Annotated in this window: 25 protein-coding genes and 1 tRNA gene; 12 read left to right on the forward strand and 14 right to left on the reverse strand. The window is 68.5% G+C overall.

Features of this window, described 5'->3' with window-relative positions; all coding sequences use genetic code 11:
- Positions 1-178: 178 nt before the first annotated feature.
- Positions 179-1,960, forward strand: a complete 1,782-nt coding sequence (locus tag ACFXN1_RS06895; RefSeq protein ID WP_379445577.1) for an ABC transporter ATP-binding protein — start codon at positions 179-181, stop codon at positions 1,958-1,960.
- A 65-nt stretch (positions 1,961-2,025) separates the two neighbouring features.
- On the opposite strand, the gene ACFXN1_RS06900 is transcribed toward ACFXN1_RS06895, so the two are convergent.
- The gene (locus tag ACFXN1_RS06900) at positions 2,026-2,847 is read right to left on the reverse strand and encodes a crotonase/enoyl-CoA hydratase family protein (protein WP_379445575.1); all 822 of its coding nucleotides are present in this window, start codon (positions 2,845-2,847) and stop codon (positions 2,026-2,028) included.
- Between the two features lie 137 nt (positions 2,848-2,984).
- Between ACFXN1_RS06900 and ACFXN1_RS06905 the strand changes: the two genes are divergently transcribed.
- Positions 2,985-4,574, forward strand: a complete 1,590-nt coding sequence (locus tag ACFXN1_RS06905; protein WP_379393394.1) for a succinic semialdehyde dehydrogenase — start codon at positions 2,985-2,987, stop codon at positions 4,572-4,574.
- Positions 4,575-4,633: 59 nt separating this feature from the next.
- Here ACFXN1_RS06905 and ACFXN1_RS06910 read toward each other — a convergent pair whose 3' ends face one another.
- Positions 4,634-5,254 carry a YbhB/YbcL family Raf kinase inhibitor-like protein gene (locus tag ACFXN1_RS06910; protein ID WP_379445574.1) on the reverse strand — a complete coding sequence of 207 codons (621 nt, stop codon included), beginning with the start codon at positions 5,252-5,254 and terminating at the stop codon, positions 4,634-4,636.
- Positions 5,255-5,418: 164 nt separating this feature from the next.
- On the opposite strand from ACFXN1_RS06910, the gene ACFXN1_RS06915 reads away from it, so the two are divergent.
- Positions 5,419-6,279, forward strand: coding sequence for a helix-turn-helix transcriptional regulator (locus ACFXN1_RS06915; protein ID WP_379445572.1), 861 nt, complete (start codon positions 5,419-5,421; stop codon positions 6,277-6,279).
- A gap of 135 nt (positions 6,280-6,414) precedes the next feature.
- On the opposite strand, the gene ACFXN1_RS06920 is transcribed toward ACFXN1_RS06915, so the two are convergent.
- The 4 genes from ACFXN1_RS06920 to ACFXN1_RS06935 all read right to left on the reverse strand — a co-directional run bounded on the left by ACFXN1_RS06920 (position 6,415) and on the right by ACFXN1_RS06935 (position 9,758).
- A tRNA-Pro gene (locus tag ACFXN1_RS06920) sits at positions 6,415-6,488 on the reverse strand.
- A 65-nt stretch (positions 6,489-6,553) separates the two neighbouring features.
- Positions 6,554-7,618 (reverse strand): hypothetical protein, encoded by a 1,065-nt coding sequence (locus ACFXN1_RS06925; protein WP_379445570.1) that lies wholly within the window; start codon positions 7,616-7,618, stop codon positions 6,554-6,556.
- A 30-nt stretch (positions 7,619-7,648) separates the two neighbouring features.
- Positions 7,649-8,740 (reverse strand): hypothetical protein, encoded by a 1,092-nt coding sequence (locus tag ACFXN1_RS06930; RefSeq protein ID WP_379445569.1) that lies wholly within the window; start codon positions 8,738-8,740, stop codon positions 7,649-7,651.
- A gap of 52 nt (positions 8,741-8,792) precedes the next feature.
- Positions 8,793-9,758 (reverse strand): metallophosphoesterase, encoded by a 966-nt coding sequence (locus tag ACFXN1_RS06935; RefSeq protein WP_364621542.1) that lies wholly within the window; start codon positions 9,756-9,758, stop codon positions 8,793-8,795.
- A gap of 83 nt (positions 9,759-9,841) precedes the next feature.
- On the opposite strand from ACFXN1_RS06935, the gene ACFXN1_RS06940 reads away from it, so the two are divergent.
- The gene (locus ACFXN1_RS06940; protein WP_354839043.1) at positions 9,842-10,306 is read left to right on the forward strand and encodes a GatB/YqeY domain-containing protein; all 465 of its coding nucleotides are present in this window, start codon (positions 9,842-9,844) and stop codon (positions 10,304-10,306) included.
- A gap of 75 nt (positions 10,307-10,381) precedes the next feature.
- Here the strand turns inward: ACFXN1_RS06940 and ACFXN1_RS06945 are convergent, their stop codons facing one another.
- On the reverse strand, positions 10,382-12,745 hold the full coding sequence (locus ACFXN1_RS06945; protein WP_379393405.1) for a penicillin-binding protein: 2,364 nt from the start codon (positions 12,743-12,745) through the stop codon (positions 10,382-10,384).
- A 300-nt stretch (positions 12,746-13,045) separates the two neighbouring features.
- Between ACFXN1_RS06945 and ACFXN1_RS06950 the strand changes: the two genes are divergently transcribed.
- Entirely contained in the window at positions 13,046-13,369 is a 324-nt protein-coding gene (locus tag ACFXN1_RS06950; protein WP_033089817.1) for a WhiB family transcriptional regulator, read from the forward strand.
- Between the two features lie 124 nt (positions 13,370-13,493).
- Here the strand turns inward: ACFXN1_RS06950 and ACFXN1_RS06955 are convergent, their stop codons facing one another.
- Together ACFXN1_RS06955 and ACFXN1_RS06960 are read right to left on the reverse strand one after the other, a co-directional pair.
- On the reverse strand, positions 13,494-14,672 hold the full coding sequence (locus ACFXN1_RS06955; protein WP_354839050.1) for an ArsA family ATPase: 1,179 nt from the start codon (positions 14,670-14,672) through the stop codon (positions 13,494-13,496).
- 2 nt (positions 14,673-14,674) lie between these two features.
- Positions 14,675-15,694 (reverse strand): ArsA-related P-loop ATPase, encoded by a 1,020-nt coding sequence (locus tag ACFXN1_RS06960; protein WP_379387685.1) that lies wholly within the window; start codon positions 15,692-15,694, stop codon positions 14,675-14,677.
- Positions 15,695-15,863: 169 nt separating this feature from the next.
- Between ACFXN1_RS06960 and ACFXN1_RS06965 the strand changes: the two genes are divergently transcribed.
- The 3 genes from ACFXN1_RS06965 to ACFXN1_RS06975 all read left to right on the forward strand — a co-directional run bounded on the left by ACFXN1_RS06965 (position 15,864) and on the right by ACFXN1_RS06975 (position 17,371).
- Complete coding sequence (locus ACFXN1_RS06965; protein ID WP_085996654.1) at positions 15,864-16,028, forward strand: DUF4177 domain-containing protein; 165 nt, start codon at positions 15,864-15,866, stop codon at positions 16,026-16,028.
- Positions 16,028-16,483 (forward strand): RidA family protein, encoded by a 456-nt coding sequence (locus ACFXN1_RS06970; RefSeq protein WP_357000552.1) that lies wholly within the window; start codon positions 16,028-16,030, stop codon positions 16,481-16,483. Before ACFXN1_RS06965 ends, ACFXN1_RS06970 begins: the two co-directional genes overlap by 1 nt.
- A gap of 81 nt (positions 16,484-16,564) precedes the next feature.
- On the forward strand, positions 16,565-17,371 hold the full coding sequence (locus ACFXN1_RS06975) for an MBL fold metallo-hydrolase (protein ID WP_379445568.1): 807 nt from the start codon (positions 16,565-16,567) through the stop codon (positions 17,369-17,371).
- A gap of 115 nt (positions 17,372-17,486) precedes the next feature.
- On the opposite strand, the gene ACFXN1_RS06980 is transcribed toward ACFXN1_RS06975, so the two are convergent.
- Both ACFXN1_RS06980 and ACFXN1_RS06985 read right to left on the reverse strand, forming a co-directional pair.
- Positions 17,487-18,161 (reverse strand): Crp/Fnr family transcriptional regulator, encoded by a 675-nt coding sequence (locus ACFXN1_RS06980; protein ID WP_019044571.1) that lies wholly within the window; start codon positions 18,159-18,161, stop codon positions 17,487-17,489.
- Between the two features lie 273 nt (positions 18,162-18,434).
- Complete coding sequence (locus tag ACFXN1_RS06985; RefSeq protein ID WP_081986109.1) at positions 18,435-18,662, reverse strand: hypothetical protein; 228 nt, start codon at positions 18,660-18,662, stop codon at positions 18,435-18,437.
- Positions 18,663-18,948: 286 nt separating this feature from the next.
- Between ACFXN1_RS06985 and nth the strand changes: the two genes are divergently transcribed.
- The 4 genes from nth to ACFXN1_RS07005 are packed head-to-tail and all read left to right on the forward strand — an operon-like array spanning position 18,949 to position 22,244.
- Positions 18,949-19,629, forward strand: coding sequence for an endonuclease III (nth, locus tag ACFXN1_RS06990; protein WP_379393630.1), 681 nt, complete (start codon positions 18,949-18,951; stop codon positions 19,627-19,629).
- Entirely contained in the window at positions 19,626-20,288 is a 663-nt protein-coding gene (locus ACFXN1_RS06995) for a TlpA family protein disulfide reductase (RefSeq protein WP_379435568.1), read from the forward strand. Before nth ends, ACFXN1_RS06995 begins: the two co-directional genes overlap by 4 nt.
- Before the next feature lie 37 nt (positions 20,289-20,325).
- Positions 20,326-21,054 (forward strand): NUDIX hydrolase, encoded by a 729-nt coding sequence (locus ACFXN1_RS07000; RefSeq protein WP_379393414.1) that lies wholly within the window; start codon positions 20,326-20,328, stop codon positions 21,052-21,054.
- Positions 21,051-22,244 carry a MarP family serine protease gene (locus ACFXN1_RS07005; RefSeq protein ID WP_379393416.1) on the forward strand — a complete coding sequence of 398 codons (1,194 nt, stop codon included), beginning with the start codon at positions 21,051-21,053 and terminating at the stop codon, positions 22,242-22,244. The genes ACFXN1_RS07000 and ACFXN1_RS07005 overlap by 4 nt, the downstream gene beginning before the upstream one ends.
- Positions 22,245-22,315: 71 nt before the next feature.
- On the opposite strand, the gene ACFXN1_RS07010 is transcribed toward ACFXN1_RS07005, so the two are convergent.
- Genes ACFXN1_RS07010 through nhaA form a run of 3 tightly spaced genes read right to left on the reverse strand, consistent with a single transcriptional unit; the run spans position 22,316 to position 25,070 of the window.
- The gene (locus ACFXN1_RS07010) at positions 22,316-23,266 is read right to left on the reverse strand and encodes an alpha/beta fold hydrolase (protein ID WP_379435567.1); all 951 of its coding nucleotides are present in this window, start codon (positions 23,264-23,266) and stop codon (positions 22,316-22,318) included.
- Between the two features lie 23 nt (positions 23,267-23,289).
- Positions 23,290-23,805 (reverse strand): phage holin family protein, encoded by a 516-nt coding sequence (locus ACFXN1_RS07015; RefSeq protein ID WP_379393420.1) that lies wholly within the window; start codon positions 23,803-23,805, stop codon positions 23,290-23,292.
- A complete protein-coding gene (gene nhaA, locus ACFXN1_RS07020) occupies positions 23,802-25,070 on the reverse strand; it encodes a Na+/H+ antiporter NhaA (protein ID WP_379435580.1) in 1,269 nt (422 codons plus the stop codon). Before nhaA ends, ACFXN1_RS07015 begins: the two co-directional genes overlap by 4 nt.
- Positions 25,071-25,330: the final 260 nt, after the last annotated feature.

Consider the following 25,330-nt stretch of genomic DNA (forward strand, 5'->3'; position numbering starts at 1 on the left):
CGATCGTCCTCTCCTCCCGGGGTGGGGAGGTTTTCCTTGCGGCTGCCCAGCTCCGAAAACCGTTCGCCCGGCGCCGGAAACCAGCTACCGCGCAGCAATAATTCGGTGGCGCACCCTCTCCCCACCAGGCACTCTGGGCTGTCTGCACTGCTCGAAGCACCTATTCGAGAGGGGATGGATGAGTTCGCGCACATCCGCTGTCAGGCTGGTTCTGCGCTACTACGGCCGGGAAATGGCCCGGCGCAAGGCAATCACGATTCCGGCCATGCTGGGGCCCGCCCTCGGCAATATCTGCCAGCTCTACATCGCGCCGCTGCTGGTCGCGGTGGTCGTGGGCAAGGTGGCCGCCACCGGTGACTCCTCGTTCGGCACGCTCGCGCCGTACGTGATCGGGTTCGGCGCGCTGCTGTTCATCGCGGAAATCTGCTGGCGGGTGGGCATCCACTGCCTCAACCGCCTCGACGCCTATGGCATCGAGAGCCTCTACAACACCGCCATGGACGAATTGCTGGCCAAGGATTCGGCGTTCTTCCACAACAACTTCGCGGGCTCGCTGACCAAGCGCGCCCTGAGCTTCGCGACCCGGTTCGAGGAGTTCGCCGACACCTTCGCCTTCGAGATCGTCGCCGCCCTGGTGCCGCTGAGCTTCGCCTCGGTGGTGCTGTGGCGCTACGACCCGATGCTGGTCGTCGTGCTGCTCGGCCTGATCGCGGTGAGTGGCGTGGTGGTCGCCCCGCTGATCCGGCGGCGCCAGCACCTGGTCGACGACCGCGAGGCCGCCATCGCGAGGGTGTCGGGCCACGTCTCCGACACCCTGTCGAACATGCAGGCGGTGCGAGCCTTCGCGGCCGAACCGCAGGAGATCGACGAGCATCGGCGGCGGGTGGCGGTGCAGCGGCGAAAGTCGTTGCGGTCCTGGGACTACAACAACCTCTACATCGACACCGCGGTCACGCCGCTGATGGTGATCGTGAACGTCTCCGGATTGCTGATCGCGCTGGGCATCGGCGGCGGGCACGCCTCGGTCGAGGTGATCATGGTGGCCTTCACCTACTACTGGAACGCCACCGGCATCATGTTCCGGTTCAACCAGATCTACCGGCGGCTGGAGAGCTCCACCACCGAGGCCGCGCAGTTCACCGAACTGCTGCTGGAATCGCCGACGGTGCTCGACACGAGCGAGCCGGAACCGCTGTGCCCCAAGGGCTCCGGCATCCGGTTCGAGCGGGTGGACTTCGCTCACGCGGGTGCGCCGCCCCTGTTCCGCGGGCTGGAGCTGGATGTTGCCAGTGGCGCGCGCATCGGCCTGGTCGGCCGGTCGGGCGGCGGCAAGAGCACGCTCACCCAGCTGCTGCTGCGGATGATGGACGTCGACGGCGGTGTCATCCGTATTGGCGGACAGGATATTTCGCGCCTGCGTCAGCGGGATCTGCGCAGCCTGCTGTCCTACGTGCCGCAGGACCCGGCCATGTTCCACCGGTCGCTGAGCGATAACATTCGCTTCGCCCGGCCCGAGGCCACCGACGAGGAGGTGCGGCGCGCCGCCAAGGCCGCGCACGTCACCGAATTCGCGGACGGGCTGCCCGAAGGCATGGAGACGCTCATCGGCGAGCGCGGCGTGAAACTCTCCGGCGGGCAACGCCAGCGGGTCGCGCTCGCGCGGGCCATCCTGCGCGACGCCCCGATCCTGCTGCTGGACGAGGCCACCAGCGCCCTCGACTCCGAGAGCGAAATCCTTGTGCAGCAAGCGCTCTGGGAGTTGATGGAAGGGCGTACGGCGCTGGTGGTCGCGCACCGGTTGAGCACGGTGGCCGGGATGGACCGGCTGATCGTGCTCGATCGCGGGCGGATCGTCGAACAGGGCAGCCACGAGGAGCTGCTGCGCGGCGAGGGTACGTACGCGCAGCTGTGGCGGCACCAGTCCGGCGGCTTCCTCGGCGAGGAGCTGGCCGCTCGCTGACGGTGAGGTGGCGATGTGAGAGGTCCGTCGCCACCTCAGCTCCGGGGGGACAATCCCCGGAATTCCTAGTTGCCCTGGAAATTGGGCTTGCGCTTCTCGGCGAAGGCGCGCGGGCCCTCCTTCGCGTCGTTGCTGCGGAAGACCGGCAGGCCGACCTTGGCGTCGATCTTGAACGCCTCTTCCTCGTGCATGCCCTCGGTGTCGCGGATGACCTTCAGGATCGCCTGCACGGCCAGCGGGCCGTTGTTGTTGATCAGCTCGGCGATCTCCAGCGCCTTGTCCAGCGCGGTCCCGTCCGGCACCACGTGGCCGATGAGGCCGAAGTTCAGCGCCTCGGCCGCGGTGATGTGGCGACCGGTCAGCAGCAGTTCCGCGGCGACGGTGTAGGGGATCTGGCGCGGCAACCGCACCGCCGAGCCGCCCATCGGGAACAGGCTCCACTTCGCTTCGGAGACACCGAACTTGGCGCTCTCACCGGCGATGCGGATATCGGTGCCCTGCAGGATCTCGGTGCCGCCCGCGATGGCCGCGCCCTCCACCGCCGCGATCAGCGGCTTGGTCAGGCGACGGCCCTTGAGCAGACCCGGCATGCGGGACGGGTCGAACGCGCTGCCCTCCTTCATGCCGTCGTCCGGGCTGCGCTTGTTCATGTTCTTCAGGTCCGCGCCCGCGCAGAACGCGCCGCCGGCACCGGTGAGGATGCAGGAGCGGATCTCCGGATCGTTGTCGACGGTGTCCCACGCCTCGGTCATGATCGCCAGCATCTCGCCGGTGAGGGCGTTCTTGGACTTGGGGCGGTTCATGGTGACGATCAGCGTCGCGCCGCGCTTCTCGACCAGAGCGTGCGGTTCGGTGTTGCTAGTTGTTTCAGCAGTCGCTGCGGTCATCGCCGACCCTTCTTTCCACATGGGCGAACCAAGATTCCGGCACGAAACTACCCCGCGCCGTTGTCCTGAACAATAACGTGTTCTAGTTTGGATCATGGTGACCGCCGTCACGGGCGGCAAGTAGTGGAGAGAGTCCCATGAGCACAACGAGCAAGGCGAAGCTTCCGCCGCGCGTCACGGAATCCCTCATCAACCGGCTGACCGCGATGGTGACGGCGGGCCAGGCCGGCGAGGCCCGCGAGCCCTTCGAGATGGTCGAGGTCTACACCGGCGACGTCGTCGGCTACCTGCCGCAGTCCTCGCCCGAGGACGTCGAGGCCGCCGTCGAGATCTCCCGCGCCGCCCAGAAGGAATGGGCCGCCCGGCCGCTCAAGGACCGCCTCGCCGTATTCGAGCGCGCGCACGAGCTGATTCTCTCGGAGATCGAGACCATCGCGGACCTGATCCAGATCGGCTGCGGCAAGGCGCGGCGGATGGCCATCGAGGAGGCGTGCGATACGCCGATGGTCATCGCCCACTACCTGAAGACCGCCGAGAAGACCCTCAAGCCCAAGAAGCGCAGCGGCCCGATGCCGGTCATCACCTCCTCCACCGAGGAGCACCGGCCCAAGGGCGTGGTCGCGGTCATCGCGCCGTGGAACTTCCCGTTCGCCATCTCCATGTCCGACTCCACCCCGGCGCTCATGGCCGGCAACGGCGTGATCATGAAGCCGGACAACAAGACCGCGCTGTGCACCCTCTACGGCATCGAACTGCTGCAGCAGGCGGGCCTGCCGCGCGGGCTCATCCAGGTGGTCTGCGGCGGCGGCCCCGACGTCGGCCCCACCCTCATCGACAATGTCGAGTTCGTCATGTTCACCGGCTCCACCGCCACCGGTCGCACCATCGGTGAGCAGGCCGGGCGCAACCTCATCGGCTGCAGCCTGGAACTCGGCGGCAAGAACCCGATGATCGTGCTCGACGACGTCAACCTCGACGAGGCCATCCCCTCGGCCGTGTTCGCCGTCTTCGGCAACACCGGCCAGGCGTGCATGCACATCGAGCGCATCTACGTCCACGAGCGCATCTACGACGAGTACCTGCGCCGCTTCGTGGCCGCCGCCGAGGACCTCGCCGGCAAGATGGGCGCCGGCTACGACTTCGATCCCGAGATGGGCTCGCTGGTCTCGGTGGACCACATGAAGCGCGTCGCCTCCCACGTCGACGAGGCCCGGGAGAAGGGCGCGACCGTCGTCACCGGCGGCAACCCCCGCCCCGACATCGGCCCGGCCTTCTTCGAGCCGACCGTCCTCACCGGCGTCACCAAGGACATGGCCCACGCCACCATGGAGACCTTCGGCCCCGTGGTCAGCATCTACAAGTACAGCACCGAGGACGAGGCCGTCGCGCTCGCGAACGACACCGCGTACGGCCTCAACGCCAGCATCTGGACCGGAAACATCGACCGCGCAACGAAACTCGCCGAGCGCGTCGAAGCCGGCGCCATCAATATCAACGACGGCTTCGTCACCAGCTACGCCGCCAAGGGCACCCCGTCGGGCGGCGTGAAGCAGTCCGGCGTCGGCACCCGCCACGGCGCGGCCGGCATTCTCAAGTACACCGACACCATCAATGTCGGCGTGCAGAAGAAGCAGATCATGGCGGCCCGCGCCAACATGCCGTACGAGAAGCAGCTCAAGTCCACCCTGGTCACGCTGCGCCTCATGCGGCGCCTGCACCTGGGCTGAAAGCCGTTCCACCACACCGGGTCCCGGCCGAGTGGCCGGGACCCGCTGTGCGTTCCGGGTCAGGGTCGCTGCGCGGTCAGCGACAGCCGGGCCACCCCGATGATGTGCGAACCCATCGAGAACGACGCGACCGTCGGGGTGGTCGCCGCGGGCAGGTCCAGCGTCGGGGTGTCCAGGGCCAGCACGGAGATCTGGTAGGTGTGCGGCCGGTCGCCGGCGGGCGGGCACGGACCCAGGTAGCCGGGGACACCGGCGTCGTTGGCGCCCGCCACACCCGTGGCGCCCGCGGTGAAATCGGTTGCGGCGGCCGGGATGTCCCAGTTCATCCAATGCCAGAAGCCCGCGCCGGTCGGCGCGTCCGGGTCGAACATGGTGACCGCGAAGCTCTTCGCTCCGGCCGGAGCGCCGGACCAGTGCAGGCGCGGGGCGTGATTGGCGGCCGTGCAGCCGAAGGCGCCCGCGTAGAAGTCGGCCGGGAAGGCTCGGTCGGCCGTGGCGTCACCGGTGGTGACGGTGAACGGGGCGGCCGACGCGGGGACCACGGCCCGAACCTGAACGGACGGAGCCGGATTCGGGTTCGGAGTCGCGGCGGACGAATCCCGGTCGCTGCCGCAGGCGGCGGCGGACAACAGGGCCGCCACGGCGAAGGTCGCGGAAACGATGCGTGCGGTGCGATTCATGGCGGTTCTCCTCGTCGTTCGACTGACGACAAGAGACTCTCGGAATCCGATACCGCCAGGGAGATCGTCCGCACCCTGGTATCCCGCATGCCACCCGGCCGCACCCTAGGCTGAGGGCCGGGAGCCCGGGCGGTGCCGGGGCTCCGGCGAGAAGGAGTGCGAGCGTGGACACTACGACATCGGGAAGGGAGCTGGGCGCCTTCCTGCGGGCCATGCGGGAACGGCTGGCCCCCGAACAGGCGGGGCTGCCGAACGTCGGGCAGCGGCGCACTCCGGGCCTGCGACGGCAGGAGGTGGCGCAGCTCGCGGCGGTCAGCGTCGACTGGTACATCCGCCTCGAACAGGGCCGCGTCGGTACCCCCGGCGCCGCCATCCTCGACGCCCTCGCCGACGCCCTGCGGCTCACCGACGCCGAGCGGGCGCACCTGCACCTCATCGCCCGCGGCGCCCAGCCGCCCACCCGCCGCCGACCGGCCGACCCGCCGGAGTCGCTGCGCGCCATCCTCGACGGCCTGCCCGCGCTCCCGGCCTACCTGTCCGACTTCCGCCTCGACGTGCTGGCCCGCAACACCGCCGCGTCGGCCCTGTTCGGCCCGGGCTTCGAACCCGGCATCAATGTCGCCCGCCTGACCCTGCTCGATCCCGCCACCCGCGCGACCCAGCTGGACTGGGCCCGGGTGGCCCGCGAGACCGTCGGCAACCTGCGCCGCAACCTGGCCCGCCACCCCGACGACCCGCGCCTGCGCGAGGTGATCGGCGAATTGCGCACGGACAGCCCCGAATTCGCCACCTGGTGGGACGACCATGCGGTTCAGGACCGCAGCCACGGCACCAAACGCATCCGGCATCCCGGCGCGGGCGACCTGACGGTCTGCTACGACAACCTCACCAGCCCGGACGGGGCCGACCACAGCATCACGGTCCTCACGCCCGTGGACGCGACGTCCGCCGCCGCCCTGCGCGCCATCCTCACCGACCACGCGGACCGCCTGGGCGGCACCCGCCTTCGTCCGGTCGCGGGCTGAGGACCGAAAACCAACCCCGAAACACGCTCCCTGAAAAACACGCGGGGTCCCTGAAAAACACGCGGAGTCCCTGAGAAACACAAAACCCCCGGCTCTCGAAAGAGCCGGGGGCCGAGTTGTGTCTCAACCACACAGTCGGGGTGACAGGATTTGAACCTGCGACCTCTTCGTCCCGAACGAAGCGCGCTACCAAGCTGCGCCACACCCCGTGAAGCGAACGTGCAGTAGCTTAGCGCACCCGTCGTCCAGACGTTAAATCGGCTGGTCAGGTGCTCTAAAGCAGGCGAAAAGTGGCGAACAGCTTACGCGCGAAATCGGCCGTGACCGAGCGATCCACGCCCGTGTCGGCGAGGATCACCAGCACCAGCGAACCCTTGCCGGCGCCCACGCTGAGGGCGAAGGTGTAGACCGAATAACCGGTGGCGCATCCCGCGGGAGCGGTGAAGCCGCCGCTGGTCTCCAGGAAGGTGCCGTGCAGCTGGCCGTCGCTGGTGTCGAGGGGTTGCGCGGTGCCGGCGGTGAGCGAGGTCTTGGTGGTGTAGCCGATGCGGGCGGCGTGCGCACCCACATCGGTGGCCGCCGCGGTCGCGTCGGAGATATCCGAGGTGGACAGGAACATGGTGGTCCGCACATTGCTCGGGCAGTAGTCCGAGCCCTCCTCCGCGAAGCCCGCCGCGGGAATGCTGTCGGTGCCGTTCCCGTAGGTGGTGGCGGTCAGATCGGTCTTCCAGTCGCTGGGGATGTCCCACGCGGCCTTCAGGTCCTTGGGCACGTCGACCTGATAGCCGGGAATCTGGGGAGTCAGGGTGGACGCCGGGGCCGTGGTGCGCGGCGTGGTGGCGGGCGCGCTGGTGATCGAGGTGGGCTTCGCGGCGGTCGGGGTGGGGCCTTTGCCGGAATCGTGCATCACGATCACGATCGCCATGACGGCCACGATCGCCACCACGAGCGCGCCCACGCCAGCCAGCAGCCACACCCGCCCGCGATTGCCGCCCGGCGGGGGCCCGAAGCCGCCCGGTTGCGCGGCGAAGGGGGACGCGCCCGTGCCGTACGAATTCGCGCTCGGCGGAACGGGATTCGGCCCGGACCGATAGGGCGAGGACTGGTAGGGGTCGGGTCCCGACTGGTACGGGCTCGGGCCCGGCCGCGGTCCATTGCCCGAGGCCGGACCAGGTCCCGGGATCGGATTCGGCCCGGAGGCATTGGGATTCGGGCTCGGCTGGGGATATGGGGACGGTGGGCCGGGCTGGGGCCGTTCGTGCACCGGCCCCTGCCACCAGTCCCCGCTGGACGTCGTCTTCTCCGGATCGATGTCCTGGCCGTCGGTTTCACCGCTCATCGTCGGACCCCCTGTGACGAGTCGTGCCGCCTACTGGATCGGGCGGATACTGGCAAGAATCTTCTTCGCCAGCGTCGCGTCCACGGACTGGTCCACCCCGGTGTCCGCGGCGATGGTGAACACGAAAGCGCCGCTGTCGCCGGGGAAGGCGAAGGTGTAGACCGAATACGTCGAGGCACAGCCCGCCGCCGGAGCCGGGGCAGCCCCCTTGGTCTCCATGTAGATGCCCTGCAGCTGCCCGTCCGAGGACTGGAACGACTCCGCCGCGCCGGGCGTCGCACCCGTCGACGTGGACCAGCCGATGCGGCCCATCCGGGTGCCGATGTCGGCCGCCGCCCGCGTCGGATCCGTCTCGTCGGACTGGGTCAGAAAGATGTTGGTGCGCACGTACTTCGGGCAGTACTCGATGCCGTCCTGCGCCAGCCCGGCCACCGGAATGCTGTCCGTGCCGCTGCCGAAGGTGCTCTGCCCGGTGCCGTCCACCTTCCAGCTCTGCGGAATGTCGTATGCCGCACCGTTGTCCGGGATCGTGACCACCTGATACCCGGGGATCACCGCGGCGGGCGTGCTGGTCGCCTTCGGGGCGGTGGTCCTGGCGGTCGTCGGCCGGCCCGACTGGGTGGGCTTGGCCGCGGTCGAGGTGAGCGCGCTGATCAGCGACGGCGTGGTGTTCGACTTCGCCGAGGCGTCGTTCGAGTTCCGGTGCACCAGCGCCACGACCACCACCGCGGCGATGATCGCCAGCACCAGCACGCCGACACCGGCGAACAGCCATACCCGGCGATTGCCGCCACCGGGCGGCGGGGGATAGGGCGGCTGCTGGCCATAGCCGGGCTGCTGGCCGTAGCCCTGCGGTGCGCCGAACGCCTGGGTCGGCGGGTACTGGGTGGGACCGGGCGGATAGGGCTGGCCGTACGGACCACCGGTGAGGGGGGCCGTCGGCTGCGGCTGCCCGTAGCCCGGCTGCTGCCAGCCCGGATTGGGTTGCGGCGCACCATAACCCGGCTGCGGCGATTGTTGCGGCTGCTGCCAGGTCTGATCCTGTCCGGGCACACCCTGCCACCAGTCCGGATCGGCTTCCGGACGGCCGGGCTCGTTGCTGTGGTCGTTTCCACTGGTCACGGTTGCCCCCTGACTGACGACTACATACCGCGCTGTATATCGCGGCGGGCGCTCACCGCGCGACAGCCTCCGACGACGCGGTGCGACCCCGGCCCGACTCGGCGACCGGCTTCTTCGGCGGCGCGCCGACCAGCGTCAGCAGCGTCGCCTCCGGGCGGCAGCAGAACCGGTACGGAGCCCAGGGCGAGGTCCCCAGACCCGCCGACACATGCAGCCGGGTGTGCGCGCCCCAGCGCGAGGCGCCCTTCACCCGGGCCCGGTCGATCCCGCAGTTGGTCACCAGGGCGCCGAAGCCCGGCAGGCACAGCTGCCCACCGTGGGTGTGGCCCGCCATCACCAGGTCGTAGCCGTCGGCCGCGAATCGGTCCAGCACCCGCGGCTCCGGCGAGTGGGTGAGCCCGATGCTCAAGTCCGCCAGCGGATTCGGCGCACCCGCCACGGTGTCGTAGCGGTCCCGCTGCAGATGCGGATCGTCCACGCCCGCCGTCGAGATCCGCACCCCCGCGACCTCGATATCGCGGCGCACATGCGTCAGATCCAGCCAGCCCCGCTCGGTGAACGCGGCCCGCAGATCCTGCCAGGGCAGCGGATCGCCGTAGACCCGCTTGTGGTCCTTGTTGAAGTACTTGAACGGGTTCTTCGGCACCGGCGCGAAGTAATCGTTCGAGCCGAACACGAAAATGCCGGGACGCGCCAGCAATCCGCCCAGCGACTGCACCACGGCGGGCACCGACTTCTGGTGCGAGAGGTTGTCCCCGGTGTTCACCACCAGATCCGGCTCCAGCCGGTCCAGCTCCCGCAGCCAGGCCTGCTTCAACTGCTGCCCGGGCATCATGTGCAGGTCGCTGATGTGCAGCACCCGTAGGGAGGGCTTGCCCGGTTCCAGCACCGGTAGTGTCGCCTCACGCAGCGTGAAGGCATTGCGCTCGATGAGCGTCGCGTATCCGATTCCGGCGACCGCGGCCCCGGCGGCTCCGAGTGCGGCACGGCTGAGGGCGGAGGTCGAGAAGACGGGCATTTGCCCAGAATAGGCGACCCGGCGGAGAAACATCGAGTCAAATGAGCTGGACCACGATAGAAGTCCCTCGTACCGTGTCGCTCATGTCGGAACTCAAATCCAAGCTGCGGTCGGACATGACCACCGCGATGAAGAGCAAGGACACGCTGCGGCTGGCCACCCTGCGGATGCTGCTGTCCGCCGTTCAGAACGCGGAAGTCGCCGGACCCGAGGCCCGTGAGCTCTCCGACGCGGAGATCATCGCCGTCCTGCAGAAGGAGGCGAAGAAGCGCAATGAGGCCGCCGTCGTCTACGAGCAGGCCGGGCGTGGCGAACTGGCCGCCAACGAGCGCGCCGAGGAATCGATCATCGACGAGTACCTGCCCACCCAGCTCACCGATGCCGAGGTGGGCGACATCGCCGACACCGCCATCGCCGACGTCGCCGAGCAGCTGGGGGAGCGGCCGGGGATGAAGCAGATGGGTCAGGTCATGAAGGCCGCGACGGCGCTCGCCGCGGGGCGCGCGGACGGGTCGCGGATCTCCGCCGCCGTGAAGGCGCGACTCTGACACTGTCCTTTTGATACGAAAGGCCCGGAGTGAGTGAATCACTCCGGGCCTTTCCCTTGCCTACCGCGGGATTGCCTACCGCGGGATCGGGATGGGAATCGGGATCGGCGGCAGCTGCGGGAGGGGGATGCTCGGCAAGCCCGGCACCGTGGGCGGCGCGTTCGGCGCGGGCGCCGGGATCTGACTGCCGTCGCTCACGTAGAGCGTGATCACCGAGCCCGGGATGGCCGACCCGTTCGGCGAGACGTTCATGACCGTCCCCTTGTTCGCGCCCGGCTGCGTCGTCACCGACACCTGGAAGCCCGCCCCGACCAGGGTGGAGGTGGCCTCCGCCTGGGACATGCCGATCACATCCGGGATCTGCGAATTGTTCGATCCGCGAACGTACTTGTCGTCCAGCGGCGGCAGCGCCGCCGGCGGGAAGCGGTCGAGCACGTTCTTCATCGCGCCCAGATAGGTTTTAGCGGGTTCATTACCGCCGTACAGGTTTCCGCTGCCACAGCTGCGCAGCGGGAACGAGCAGATCTCACCCGGCGTCGGGCTGTCGCCGTAGATGTAGCTGGCCCCCGCGAAGGAGTTGGTGAAGGCCAGGAAGGCCGAGGACCGGTGGGTCTCGGTGGTGCCGGTCTTGGCCGAGGTCGGGACGTTCCAGCCCACCGAGTGCGCCGAACCGGCACCGGTACCGCTCACCACGTCCTGGCTCAGGGCATTGGCGAGGGTGTTGGCCAGGCCCGGATCCACCACCTGCTCACACGCCTGCTGGGTCAGCGGCACCTGCTTGCCGTTGCGGTCCACCACCTCCTTGATCGGGTTGGGCGGGCACCACTTGCCGCTGGAGGCCAGCGTGGCGGCCACATTCGACAGTTCGAGGGGGTTGATCGCCACCGGGCCCAGGGTGAACGAGCCCAGGTTCTGGTCCTTGATCATGTCGGCCAGGCTCTGGTTGCCGTGGCCGGAGGTGCCGGGCTGGGTGTAGGAACGCATGCCCAGGCGCACCGCCATATCGACGGTCGGCTGCACCCCGACGGCCTGGATCAGCTTGACGAAGGCCGTGTTCGGCGAGGTCGCCAGCGCCTGCGTCACCGACATCGAGCCCGCGTAGTTGCCCGCGTTCTTCACGCAGTAGGTCTCCGGCGGGCAGCCCGGGGTCCCGGAATTACCCATGCCCTTGGCCGAGAAGAACGACGGGACATCCAGCGTGGCATTGATGCCCAGGCCCTTCTCCATGGCCGCGGCCGTGGTGAAGATCTTGAAGATCGAGCCCGCGCCGTCACCGACCATCGAGTACGGCTGCGGCTGCACGGTCTGATGCGCGTTGGCGTCCAGGCCGTAGACGCGGCTCGAGCCCATGGCCAGCACCGGATGCGAATCCTGGCCGGGCGCCACGATATTCATGACCTCGGCGATGTCGTCCAGATTCGGGTTGGTGTTGGCGGCCAGCGAGTCGCGCACCTGGTCCTGGACCGCCGGGTCCAGCGTGGTGCGGATCAGGTAGCCGCCCTTCTCGAGCTGATCGCGGCTGATGCCGGCGTTGTTCAGGTACTGCATCGCGTAGTCGCAGAAGAAGCCGCGGTCATTGGCCGCGATGCAGCCGCGCGGCAGGCCCTTGGGCTCGGGCAGCACGCCGAGGGGCAATTCCTTGGCCTTGCGATACTCGTCGGCCCGGTTGGGCACATTCTGGATCAGCGTGTCCAGCACGGTGTTCCGGCGCTCCAGCACGCCCGTGGGGTTGGTGTACGGGTTCAGCTTGGAGCTGGACTGCACCATGCCGGCGAGCATGGCCGACTGCACGACGTTCAGATCCTTGGCATCCACACCGAAGTAGGTCTGCGCGGCGTCCTGGATGCCGTAGGAGCCGTTGCCGAACGGCACCAGGTTGAGATACCGGGTGAGGATCTCGTCCTTGGTGAGCCGCTTGTCCAGGGTCAGCGCCATCCGGATCTCGCGGATCTTGCGGGCGGGGGTGGTCTCGATGGCGGCCCGGCGTTCGGCGTCGGTCTTGGCCACGACGAGCAGCAGGTAGTTCTTCACATACTGCTGGTCGATGGTGGAGCCACCCTGGGAGACCTGGCCGCCCGACGTGTTGGTCAGGAAGGCGCGGAAGGTGCCCTGCCAGTCCACACCGTGGTGGTCGGCGAAGCGCTTGTCCTCCACCGAGACCAGGGACAGTTTCATGTCATTGGAGATCTTCTCGCTGGGGACCTCGAAGCGGCGCTGCTCGTACAGCCAGGCGAACGGTGTTCCATTCGCATCCACCATGGTCGAGACGGCGGGCACACTGCCCTCGACGAGTTCGGCGGAGACATTGTCGACGGCGTCCGCGGCTCGGTTGGAGATGAACCCGAAGCCACCGGCGAGCGGGAACAGCAGACCGGCGAGCAACACGGCGGCCAAGACGCACGCGCCTGCCAGTCTCCAGAGCGTTCGTGTGATCGGCACGGGCCCTAGCCTAATTGGCCTTGCGGACACTCGGTGTTCGCCCGGCGGGGTGTTCATTCGTCCTAAAAGAGACGGACTGCCCGGTTCCGTGCAACGAATGCGTGGACGGACGTACCAGAAAATCTCGGGACGGTCTTGCGCAGGCCGCACACCTTTACCTAGATTGAGAACCCAGTGTGATAGAGCTAACACTCAAAGTGGAATGTGGTGCAGAACGCAGTGGGGTTGGGTAACTGCGCGCTGCACTCGCGATTCTGGAGCGCCGTGACCCGGTGTTCGGACTGCAAAGGGGCACACCAAATGCACATGACTACCCCGATCGCTCGATTGGACGTGGAGCAGGCCGAAGCGAGAATCGCCTGGGTTTCCCAGGCCCGATGCAAGGAAGTGGATCCCGACCAGCTGTTCGTGCGTGGCGCAGCGCAGCGCAAAGCGGCAACCATCTGCCGGCACTGCCCGGTGCTGATGGAGTGCGGGGCGGATGCCCTGGACAACCGTGTCGAGTTCGGAGTGTGGGGCGGCATGACCGAGCGGCAGCGCCGCGCGCTGCTCAAGCAGCATCCGGAGGTGACGAGTTGGGCGGACTTCTTCCGCGTCCAGCGATCACAGAAGGTAGCGATGTAACCGAGTATCCCTTACCCAGATCCCCCCTATAAGCAGAACGGATCGAGCCCGCGGAAGCGGGCTCGATCCGTGTCCGGGGTCGGATCGGGCATTTCAAACCAAAGGGCCGAACTGCCTGACTCGGTCAGGCGGACTTCACGCCCGCCTCGACCAGCTGATCACCCACCGCGCGCAGCGCTTCCAGGTCGGCGACCTCGAACGGCAGCGCGGTGACGGCCACGATCGGGACGCTCGGGTGCGCGCCCGTGAAGCGGTGCAGCAGATGCTGTTCCCGCTTGGCGGTGGCGGCCCGGTGGGCGTGAATGCGCAGTACCGCGGCGGCCAGGGCCTCCGGGGTATCCGCCTCGGGTTCCGGCGTCGCGCCGTTGGTCGCGGTCTCCGGTGCGAGCCGGTCCGCGGCAACCTGCGCCTCCTCCGCGGACAGGCCGCTCAGTACGGGGTGGGTCCGGTTCAGTACCAGGCCGGCCAGCGGCATCCGGTCGGTCGAGAGCCGATCGACGAAGAAGCTCGCCTCGCGCAGCGCGTCCGGCTCGGCCGCGGCCACCACCAGGAAGTGGGTGCCCGGCCGCGACAGCATGGCGTAGGTGCGGTCCGCGCGATCCTGGAAGCCGCCGAACATGGACTCCAGTGACTGCAAGAAGACACTGGCGTCTTTGAGCAATTGACCGCCGACGATGGTCGAGACGCCGCGCAGCGCCAGGCTCATGGCACCCGCCACGAACCTCCCGACCCCGCGGCCCGGGGCCATGATGACCCGGATCATCTTGCCGTTGAGGAAGTTGCCCAGCCGCTTCGGCGCGTCCAGGAAGTCCAGGGCATTGCGGGAGGGCGGGGTGTCGACCACGATCAGGTCCCACTCGCGCTTGGACGCCAGCTGCCCGAGCTTCTCCATCGCCATGTACTCCTGGGTGCCACCGAAGGAGGACGCGACGGTCTGGTAGATCGGGTTGGCGAAGATCTGCTCGGCCTTGTCCGGGCTGGTGTGCTCGAGCACCATGTCGTCGAAGGTGCGGCGCATGTTCAGCATCATGGCGAACAGCTCGCCCTTGGCCTCGGGCCCGAGTTCGACCTTCTGCGGGGCGTTTCCGAGATCGCTCACGCCCAGCGACTGGGCCAGCCGGCGCGCCGGGTCGATGGTGAGCACCACGACCTTGCGGCCCGACTCGGCGGCGCGCAGCGCGATGGCCGCGGCCGTGGTGGTCTTGCCGACGCCGCCGGAGCCGCAGCACACCACGATGCGGGCCGACGGATCCGCGAGGATCTTCGAAATGTCCAGGGGCACAGTGCCTGCCGGAACGACCATGACTAGCGAACCCCCTGCGCGCTCAAGACTTCGGCCAGCTCGTAGAGCCCGCCCAGATCCATGCCGTCGGTCAGCGACGGCAGGTACAGCCGCGAGATGTCGAGCTGGGCCAGTTCGGCGGCGCTCTCGTCCTGGGCGGCCAGCCGCGCGGAATGCTCCACGGTCTCGGCGACCAGGCCCTCGAAATCGGTCTCGGACAGGCTGATCCCGGCCTCGGTCAGTCCGGCCCGCAGGGCGTCGATGTCGACCGTGCCCTGCGCGGCCTGTTCGCGCACCGAGCGCGGCAGGTAGCCCTCGCTCGCCCGATTCACGATGACCGTCCCGATATTCAGGTCGTTGGCGGTGAGTTCGGCGACGGCGTCGGCGGTTTCCTGCACCGGCAGCGCCTCCAGCAGCGTGACCAGGTGGATCATGGTCTGCTCGGAGTGCAGCAGCTTGGACACGCCCTCGGCCTGCGCGGCGATGGGACCGCCGCCGGCGATCTCGACCATGGCCTGGGTGACGTCCAGGAAGCTCGCGATGCGGCCGGTCGGGGGCGCGTCGATGACGATCTCGTCGTAGGCGGGCTTGCCGGACTTGTCGGCGCGCACCGCGCATTCCTTGATCTTGCCGGTGAGGATCACGTCGCGCAGGCCCGGCGCGATGGTGGTGACGAACTCGATGGCGCCCACCCGGCGCATGGCGCGACCGGCGAAGCCCAGGTTGTAGAACATGTCGAGGTACTCGAGGAAGGCGTGCTCGACATCGAGGGCCAGCGCCATCACCTCGCCGCCGCCATCCGCGGTGGCGATGCGAGTCTCGGTGGGCGGCAAGGGCGGGAGATCGAACAGCTGGGCAATGGACTGTCTGCCCTCGACCTCGACCAGCAGCACCCGGCGCCCCCCGGCGGCCAGTGCCAGTGCCAGTGCCCCGGCGACGGTCGACTTCCCGGTGCCCCCCTTCCCGGAAACGTAGTGCAGGCGGGCCTTGTCCGCCCGCTCCGGCCAACCTGCTTCGACCCCCGGCTCAACCGAAACGGGCACTGCTATCGGTACTCCCACGCTCGCGAGCCTATAACTCGTCCCGAATTCCTGCCCACAGGACTCGGCAACTGTCTGATACACCACTCTGGAAACTCGTATTTCCTGATCCCGCAGCGTAGTCGGCGGGCCTGGGGAACTGCGGGAACCTGGCCGGGGTTAGTCTCAGCGCATGAGTGATGTGACCGTGTGGGAGTACGCGACGGTGCCCCTGTTGACCCATGCCACCAAGGCCATTCTCGACCAGTGGGGTTCCGACGGCTGGGAACTCGTCACGGTGCTGCCCGGACCGACCGGTGAACAGCACGTCGCCTATCTGAAGCGGGCGAAGAGCTGATGTCCTGGGCCGAGAACCTGAAGGAGCTCGGGCTCGAACTGCCGCCGGCCCCGAAACCGGTCGCGGTATACGTGCCCGGCGTCCGGTCCGGCAACTACGTCTACACCTCCGGTCAGTTGCCGTTCGTGAACGGCGAGCTGCCGCTGACCGGCAAGCTCGGCGCCGAGGTCACCGTCGAGCAGGGCGCGGAGATGGCCAAGCTGGCCGCCCTCAACGCCCTTGCGGTCGTGCACGATCTGGTCGGCCTCGACAATGTCGTGCGCATCGTCAAGGTCGTCGGTTTCGTGGCCTCCGCATCCGGCTTCAACAGCCAGCCGCTGGTCATCAATGGCGCGTCCGAGCTGCTCGGCGCGGTGCTCGGCGAGGCCGGGGTGCACGCCCGTTCCGCGGTCGGCGTCAACGAGCTGCCCCTGAACACCCCGGTCGAGGTGGAACTCATCGCCGAGGTGCGGTAACCCCGAAATGCTTGGGGCACAGTCGGAAGCGTGATGCGTTCAACCCTGGACGCATCACGCTCGGTGCATTAGGACGAAACAATGACGCTCACTCACCCCGCGTACGAGCAACTGCGGCAAGTGACTCCGTCCGCCGCCGTCGTGCTGGCCGACAATCCCAGCGGAATGACATTGCAGGGCACCAACACCTGGCTGCTGCGCGCTCCCGGCGCCACGGAATACGTTGTGGTGGACCCGGGTCCGAAGGATCGCGCGCACACCGAGGCGCTGGTGCGCGAGACCGGTGGGAACATCGCCCTCACCCTCATCACCCACAAGCACCACGACCACACCGGCGGCATCGACCACCTGGTCAAGGCCACCGGAACCGCGGTGCGCGCCAAGGATTCCGAGTTCCTGCGCGGCGCGGGCACCCACCTGGCCGACGGTGAGGTCATCGAGGTCGCCGGGCTGCGCATCACGGTGCTCGCCACCGCGGGGCACACCGAGGACTCGCTCAGCTTCCTGCTCGACGGCCCGGATGGCGAGCAAGCGCTGCTCACCGGTGACACCGTTCTCGGAAGCGGTACGACCGTCCTGGAATCCTGGGACGGCGCGCTGGCGGCTTATCTGGACTCGCTGAATCGGCTCGTGGCGGTCGCTCCCGGCCGCACCCTGCTCCCGGCCCACGGTCCCGACCACGCCGACGCCGAACCGGTCATCCGCTACTACATCGCCCACCGCGAGGAGCGCCTGAACCAGGTCCGCGCCGCCCTGGAGAAGCTCGGTCCCGAGGCCAAAGCACTGCAGATCGTCGCCGAGGTCTACGCCGATGTGGACAAGCGCCTCTGGCCGGCCGCCCACAGCTCGGTGAAAGCGCAGCTGGCGTACCTGCGTTCACAGGAATAGGGGTTGCAGGGGCGAAGCCCCTGAGAATCCGAAGAGTGTGGTCCTTTTACACGTCGAGGCACGTCGCCACCGCTACGGGGGTGGCGACGCGCCTCGCGTATGTACCTGTCGCCGCTCAGCGAGCGCGGCGGGCCAGTCTCTCCGAGTCGGAGATCAGCACGCTCTTGCCCTCGAGCCGCAGCCAGCCGCGGTGCGCGAAGTCGGCGAGCGCCTTGTTCACGGTCTCGCGGGAGGCGCCGACCAGCTGGGCGATCTCCTCCTGGGTGAGGTCGTGGGTCACGCGCAGCGCGCCCGCCTCCTGGGTGCCGAAGCGCTGAGCGAGCTGCAGCAGCGCCTTGGCGACACGACCCGGAACATCGGTGAAGATCAGGTCGGCCAGGTTGTTGTTGGTGCGGCGCAGGCGGCGGGCGAGCACCCGCAGCAGCTGCTCGGCGATCTCGGGCCGCTGATCGATCCACGCCTTGAGGGCGTCCCGGTCCATGGTGACCGCGCGGACCTCGGTGACGGTGGTGGCCGTCGAGGTGCGCGGGCCCGGGTCGAAGATCGAGAGCTCGCCGAACATGTCCGACGGGCCCATGATCGTCAGCAGGTTCTCACGACCGTCGGGTGAGCGGCGGCCGATCTTCACCTTGCCCGAGGTGATGATGTACAACCGGTCACCGGGTTCGCCCTCGTTGAAGATGACGTGGCCGCGCGGGAAGTCAACGGGCTGCAGCTGTTTGGCGAGAGCGGCCACCGCGGTGGGCTCGACGCCTTGGAAGATGCCTGCTCTGGCGAGGGCCTCGTCCACGAATGTGCTCCTTATGGGAAATGGCTCTGTCCTGGACCGAAACGACTCGGCCGACAGTGCAGTCTACTTTGCAATACCGCCGGGTAGTGATAGACACCACGCGCCGAGCTCATTCTCAGACACGCGGAGCCGCAGTACGCGACACACAACGACGGTTTCGCGACACGCTTCACAAGTAATCTACGACACGCCGTGAGACCGGCGTCATGAAGATCGTAAAAAGTGGTCCGGAGCTGAAAGCCACCGGACCACTCGACCACCGACCCGCGCGGATCAGCTGGCCTGTGCGACGTCCATTCCCTTGGCCGCGGGCCGGGCGCGCCGCGGACGCGCCGCCGCGGCCGGCAAACCCAGCTTGGTCAGATCGCTGACCTCGGCATTCGTGGCTCGATCGAGATACTGCTGGACCTCTGGGTCTGGTTCGAGAAGCTTGCGAAGTCGATTCTCGACCCGTTCCATCACCAACGCGAACAGCATCAGCGCTATCGGAAACAGCACCACAGCGAGTCCTTGCATAGGCAGCAGTAAACACGCCGAAGGTCTCAGATGGAACACGGCGGGTACTCAGCCCGGTTGTGGGGCAGGGGTGGTTCCGTAAGGTGGGGGCGTGCGTGTCTCTGAATCCAACGCGGCCGTGAGCGGGGCAGACCCGGATAATTCGGGCGTTCGAGCGACCCCCGACGTGGCTCCGGTCGATGTCTCGGATGCGCCACGGTTTTCGCGTCCGGCCAAAGCGCGCAAGCGCGACAAAGAGACTCGGATCGGCCTGGTCCGGCGGGCCCGGCGTATGTACCGGGAAATGACCGTCGAGTTCCCCGACGCGCACTGTGAGCTGGATTTCACCACGCCCCTCGAATTGGCGGTCGCCACAATTCTTTCCGCGCAGTGCACCGACGTGCGGGTGAACCTCACCACGCCCGCGCTGTTCGCGAAGTACCGCGGCGCACGCGATTACGCCGAAGCCAATCGGGCCGAGCTGGAGGAGTACATCCGGCCCACCGGCTTCTACCGCAACAAGGCCAATTCCCTCATCGGGCTGGGCCAGGAACTGGTCGAGCGTTTCGACGGCGAACTGCCGGGCACCCTCGCCGAACTGGTCACCCTGCCCGGCATCGGGCGCAAGACCGCGAACGTCATCCTCGGCAACGCCTTCGATGTCCCGGGCATCACCGTCGACACCCATTTCGGGCGGCTGGTGCGGCGCTGGGGCTGGACCGCGGAGGAGGATCCGGTCAAGATCGAGCACGCCGTCGGTGAGCTGATCGAGCGCCGAGACTGGACCATGCTCTCGCACCGGGTGATCTTCCACGGCCGCCGCGTCTGCCATGCGCGCAAGCCCGCGTGCGGCGCGTGCCTGCTGGCCAACGACTGCCCGTCCTTCGGGGAGGGACCGACCGACCCGACCGAGGCGGCCAAGCTGGTGAAGGGCCCGGAGACCGAGCATCTTCTCGAACTGGTCGGCCTGTGAGCGCCGAGACGGCGCGGGGCAACACCGGGTGGCGGTGGGCGCTGGCGGCGGTGATCGTCGCCGTGGCGGCGGCGGTCGCCCTGTGGCCGCAGTTCACCCACTCCGACGACAAGAGCGCCGCGACCGGCTCGACCACGGTCACCGGGCCCGCCGAACCGGCTGTCGCCGACTCGGACCGGGCCGCGGCGGCGCTGGCCGCCTGTCCCGTGCCCACCGGCGCGCCCGTCGGCGACGGCCCGCTGCGCGGCATCACGCTGGACTGCCTGGCAGACGGCCGGCCGGTGGATCTGGTTGCGGCGCTGGCCGGCAAGCCCGCGCTGCTCAATCTGTGGGCCTACTGGTGCGGTCCGTGCGCGGAGGAACTGCCGCTGCTGCAACAGTTCTCGCAGCAGGCCGGGAACGCGCTCACGGTGCTCACCGTGCACAGCGATGCGGGGACCGCCAAGGCGCTGTCGCGGCTGAGCGGGCTCGGCATCCACCTGCCCGGGGTCGAGGATTCGAATGCCAGGGTCCGCACCGCCGTCGGCGCGCCCGCCGTACTGCCGATCTCGGTGCTGTTGCGCGCCGACGGCACCGTTGCGAAAGTCGTGGTGCGCCCGTTCACCAGCGTCGAGGACATTTCCGCCACCGTCGCGGCCGAATTGGGGGTCAGGGCGTGAGGGCTGGACGAGTGGATCTTTCGACAAGGGTGTGGTGATGAGACTCGAGGCGTCTGCCAATGGCATTCCGGAGTGGCTGCGCGGGGTGGCCGAGCACGACCCGGCCGATCCCACCGGCGTGAACCCGGTGCTGCGCCGCAGCAGCATGCGGCGCTTCGCCGCCGCGGCGACCCGGGCCCGGGAGGCGTCGGTGCTGGTGCTCTTCGGCGGCTCCCCCGAGCCGGATTCGAGTGCGCCGGGCGGGCTTCCGGCCGATGCCGACGTGCTGCTCACCCAGCGTGCCGCCACCCTGCGCCAGCACAGCGGCCAGGTGGCGTTCCCGGGCGGCGGGGTGGAGCCGCAGGACGACGGCCCGATCGGCACCGCGCTGCGCGAGGCGCGCGAGGAGACGGGGCTCGACCCCGCCGGCGTGGAGCCGATCGCGGTGCTGCCCAAGATCTTCGTGCCGCCGTCGCGGTTCGATGTGACGCCGGTGGTCGCCTATTGGCGCACCCCCGGCGAGGTGGGGGTGGTGAGCGAGACGGAGGCCGCCCGCGTGGCGCGGGTGCCGCTGTCCGAGCTCATCGATCCGGCCAACCGTTTCGTGGTGCGCCATCCACTGGGCTATGTGGGCCCGGCGTTCACCGTGGACGGAATGCTGGTGTGGGGGTTCACCGCCGGGGTGCTCGCCGGTTTGCTGGCGGTGTCCGGGTGGGAACGCGAATGGGACCATCACGATGTACGTGATCTGCAGGCCGCATTGGCCGCGGTAGGGATGACATTATGAGCGCCTCGGGCTGGCTCGACCTCGGCATCATCATTCTGGCGCTGCTGGCCGCCACCTCCGGGTGGCGGCAGGGCGCGGTCGCTTCGGCGCTCGCCTTCCTGGGCGTCATTCTCGGTGCGGTCGCGGGCATTCTGATCGCGCCGCACATCCTGAAGCACCTGAACGAGGGCCGCACCCGGGTGCTGGTGGGCGTCCTGCTCATCGTGGCGCTGGTGATCATCGGCGAGGTCGCGGGCATGGTGCTCGGGCGGGCCGCGCGCGGCGGCATGCGGGATCCGTTCACCCGCAGCGTGGACAGCGTGGTGGGCGCGGGCCTGCAGGCGGTGGCGGTGCTGGCCACCGCGTGGCTGCTGGCGCTGCCGCTGACCAACTCCTCGCAGCCCGGAATCGCGGCCGCGGTCACCAACTCGCAGGTGCTGCGCAATGTCGACCATGTCGCGCCGGACTGGCTGCGGCGGGTGCCGACCGACTTCTCCAACCTGCTCAACACCTCCGGGCTGCCGGATGTCATCGGCCCGTTCGGGCACGTCCCGATCACCGCCGTGGAACCGCCCGATCCCAGCGTGCTGCAGCTGCCGGTGGCCCAGCAGCTGCAGGGCAGCGTGCTGCGCATCCGCGGCATCGCGCCCAGTTGCCAACGGCAGCTGGAGGGTTCGGGCTTCGTGGTGGCCCCGGAGCGCATCATGACCAACGCGCACGTGGTCGCGGGCACCAACACTGTCAGCGTGGACACCGCGCGCGGGTCGCTGCCCGCCACCGTGGTGCTGTTCGACTCGTCCAAGGACGTGGCGATCCTGGCGGTGCCGGGCCTGAACGCGCAGCCGCTGGACCTGGCTCCGGCCGACGCCGGCTCGGGGGAGAGCTCCATCGTGCTCGGTTACCCGGGCGGCGGGCGCTACACCGCCAGCGCGGCCCGCGTGCGCGAGACCCTGAACCTGAAGGGTCCCAACATCTACCGCGACGCCGACGTCAAGCGTGAGGTCTACACCATTCGCGGCCAGGTCCGGGCCGGTAACTCCGGCGGCCCCTTGGTGGACACCGACGGCCGGATCCTGGGCGTGGTGTTCGGCGCGGCGGTCACCGACGACGACACCGGGTACGTGCTCACCCTCGACGAGGTGCGGCCCGAACTGAGCTCGGCGGCAGGTCAATCGACGGCGGTCGGCACCGGCAGCTGTGTGCTGAGCTGAGCCTGGAATAACGGAAAACGGCCCCGGCGAACATGATTCGCAGGGGCCGTTTTCGGTATCGGAGAGCCTCGTCAGGCCAGCAGTTTGGCGATCTCCGCGGTCACCGGCTCCGGATTCTCCTGGTGCGCATAGTGACCCGCGTCCGGGATGGCCACCACCCGGCGCTGCGGCGAGAGCTGCTGGCCGCGGCGGATGGTGCCCGGCAGGATGTACCGGTCGCGGTCGCCGTACAGGGCCAGCGTGGGCACCAGCACCGGTTCGCTCATGGCCGCCATGAAACGCCGGCCGTCGGGCCGCCACTGGCTACGGAAGGCCCAGCGCTGATATTCCAGCGCACAGTGCGCCGCGCCGGGGACCCGGATGGCGGTGCGCATGCGGCGGGCGGTGTCGGTGAATTCCTCGGTGGCCGACCAGCGTTCGCCCACCCGGTCGCGGAGCAGGAGTTCGATCTCGATGCCGTCGTCGCGGGTGAGCCGGGCCTCGGGCACGCGCGGCACCTGATAGCGCAGGAAGTCCGGCAGCCAGGCCGAGCGCTGTGGCTTGTCGCGCAGCACCGCCCGCTTCAGCGCCACCGGATGCGGGGAGCTGATCAGCGCGATGGATCGCACCACCCGCGGGTGCAGTACGGCGGTGGCCCAGCACACCAGGCCGCCCTCGGCATGCCCGACCAGGGTCGCCTCGGTGTGGCCCAGCGCGCGGATCAGGCCGGCGACATCGCCGGCGAGGGTCCAGCCGTCGTAACCGCGTGGTGGCTTGTCGGTGTCGCCGTAGCCGCGCAGGTCCACCGCCACCGTGCGGAAGCCGCGCGCGGCCAGCCCGGTCAGCTGGTGGCGCCAGGACCACCAGAAGTCGCCGAAGCCGTGCAGCAGCACGACCAGCGGCATGTCCGGGTCCGCGTAGGCCGTCCCGGCGGGCACGGCCTCGACCACGTGGAAGCGAATGCCGTTGGCATGCACGTCCCGGTGGGTCCACGGCCCGTCATAGCGGACTGCGGACGGATCCGGATGCGAATTCGACGACACGCCGATGGAGCGTAATCGAAGGTCTAGGTCCGGGGCTTGCCGAGTTCGACGGAGACCTCGGCCGTCTCCGCGTCGGTGTGGCCGAAACCGCTGGGCAGCACGCTCTTCGCCTCCTTGAGGGACTCGATGGTCTTCTCCGGTGCGCGCAGCTTGCGCACCTTCAGATAGCCCAGCAGCGCGAAGGCCGCGACCGCCGCGATCATCAGCAGGAACACCACCAGGAACGCGGCCCAGCGGTACAGCCAGAGGTCGAGCAGTTCGGCGAGGAAGAAGAAAAAGAAGAAGGAGCTGAACAGCAGGATGGTCAGCGCCAGGATGAAGAAGACGCTACCCTGCAGGCCCTTCTTGATCTCACCGGTCACCTCGGCCTTGGCGAGCTCCACCTCGGCGCGCACCAGGGTCGACATCTGCTCGGTCGCGTCGCGGACCAAGGTGCCGAAGGTCGCCGACTGATGGGCGTCGACATCGGACAGCGGAATCGAAGTGACGGTGCGGGTGCGGTTCCCGTCGTAGCCGTTACCGCCCTGTGTGAAGCTCAATTGCTCGACCCTTCTCCATGTCCCGGTAGTACTGTCCGGTGTCGCTCTTGATTTTGCAGTGCCCGCTCGTCACGTCGTGCCTGGTGAGCACGGCCCCGACGCAACAGTAGCGCCGAACCCGCCAGGGAAGCCGCCAAAGACGTGAGCAACACCGCCGCTTTCGCGAGCTCTGCGGCCGACCCGTCGCCGACGTCTTCCAAGGCCAGTTCTGCCACCAAGAGGCTAACGGTGAAGCCGATCGCGCCCAGTACCGACAGGGCGAACATGTCCCGATAACCGAGATCATCGGGTCGTTCCGCGATTCCCAACCGTACGGCGAGCCAACTGGATCCGAAGATGCCGACCGTCTTGCCGACCAGCAGGCCCAGGACGATGGCCAGCGCCAGCCGGTCGGTGAACAGCTTCGACAGCACGCTCGCATCCAGCGGAACGCCCGACGCGAACAGCGCGAACAACGGTACGCACAGCGCGGCGGAGATGGGCTGGAAGAAATGCTCGAGCCGGGCCGCGGGCACGCAGTGCTCGTCCTCGCCGGGATCCGGGCGCACCCGGGTGAGCAGGCCGCAGGCCACGCCCGCCAGGGTGGCGTGAATTCCGGCCTCGTGCAGGGAGTACCAGGCGATCAGGCCCAGCGGGACGTAGATGAACGGGCTGCCGAGGCGGAAGCGCTGGGCCAGCGCCCAGCCGGCCAGGCACAGCACGGCAACCAGCAGCCACAGCATTTTCAGGGTGGTGGTGAACAGGACCGCGATCAGGATGATGGCGATCAGGTCGTCCACCACGGCCAGGCTGAGCAGGAACACCCGGGCGCCGGCCGGAATCCGCGATCCGGTCATGGCGAGCACGGCCAGCGCGAACGCGATATCGGTGGCGACCGGGATGGCCCAGCCGCGGTCCATGCCCGGCGCGCCCCAGCCGACGGCGGTGGCGATGAGCGCGGGCAACACCACACCACCGACGGCGGCCACGATGGGCAGGGTGGCGCGTTTGCGGTCGGCGAGTTCACCGACCTCCAGCTCCCGTTTGAGCTCCAGCCCGGCCACGAAGAAGAAGATGGCCAGCAGGCCGTCCTTGGTCCAGTCGGCCAGTGTGAGGTCGAGGTGGAGGGCGGGAATGGCGAGCCTGGTGTCGACCATGGTCGTGTAGCTCGCGCCCCACGGTGAGTTGACCCAGATGAGCGCCGCGGCCGCAGCGATGAGAAGCAGTGCGCCGCCGAAGGTTTCGGTTCTCAGATAGCGGGCCAGCTCGGAACGGACCTGAGTGATCACGGTGCAGCCTTTCGGTCGGTCGACGAGAAAGCGGCGTGCTACACCACTCCAGGGACCGACGGCACAACCGCATGCCGACCAGACTTCCCGGCACACCTTTTGCGCAATTCTAACGGTTTGCCCGGAACTTCTTGACTACCCCATACCCGAAGCGGGGGCCCGGGTCGCGAGCGAGGGGAAGGTGGCGGAGGGTGTTCTTTTTTTTCTTTTTTTCTGTGGGGGAGTTTCGCCACTCTTGGTCCGCCCCAATTGGAGTG

The sequence above is a fragment of the Nocardia sp. NPDC059154 genome (assembly GCF_042755705.1).
GTDB lineage: Bacteria > Actinomycetota > Actinomycetes > Mycobacteriales > Mycobacteriaceae > Nocardia.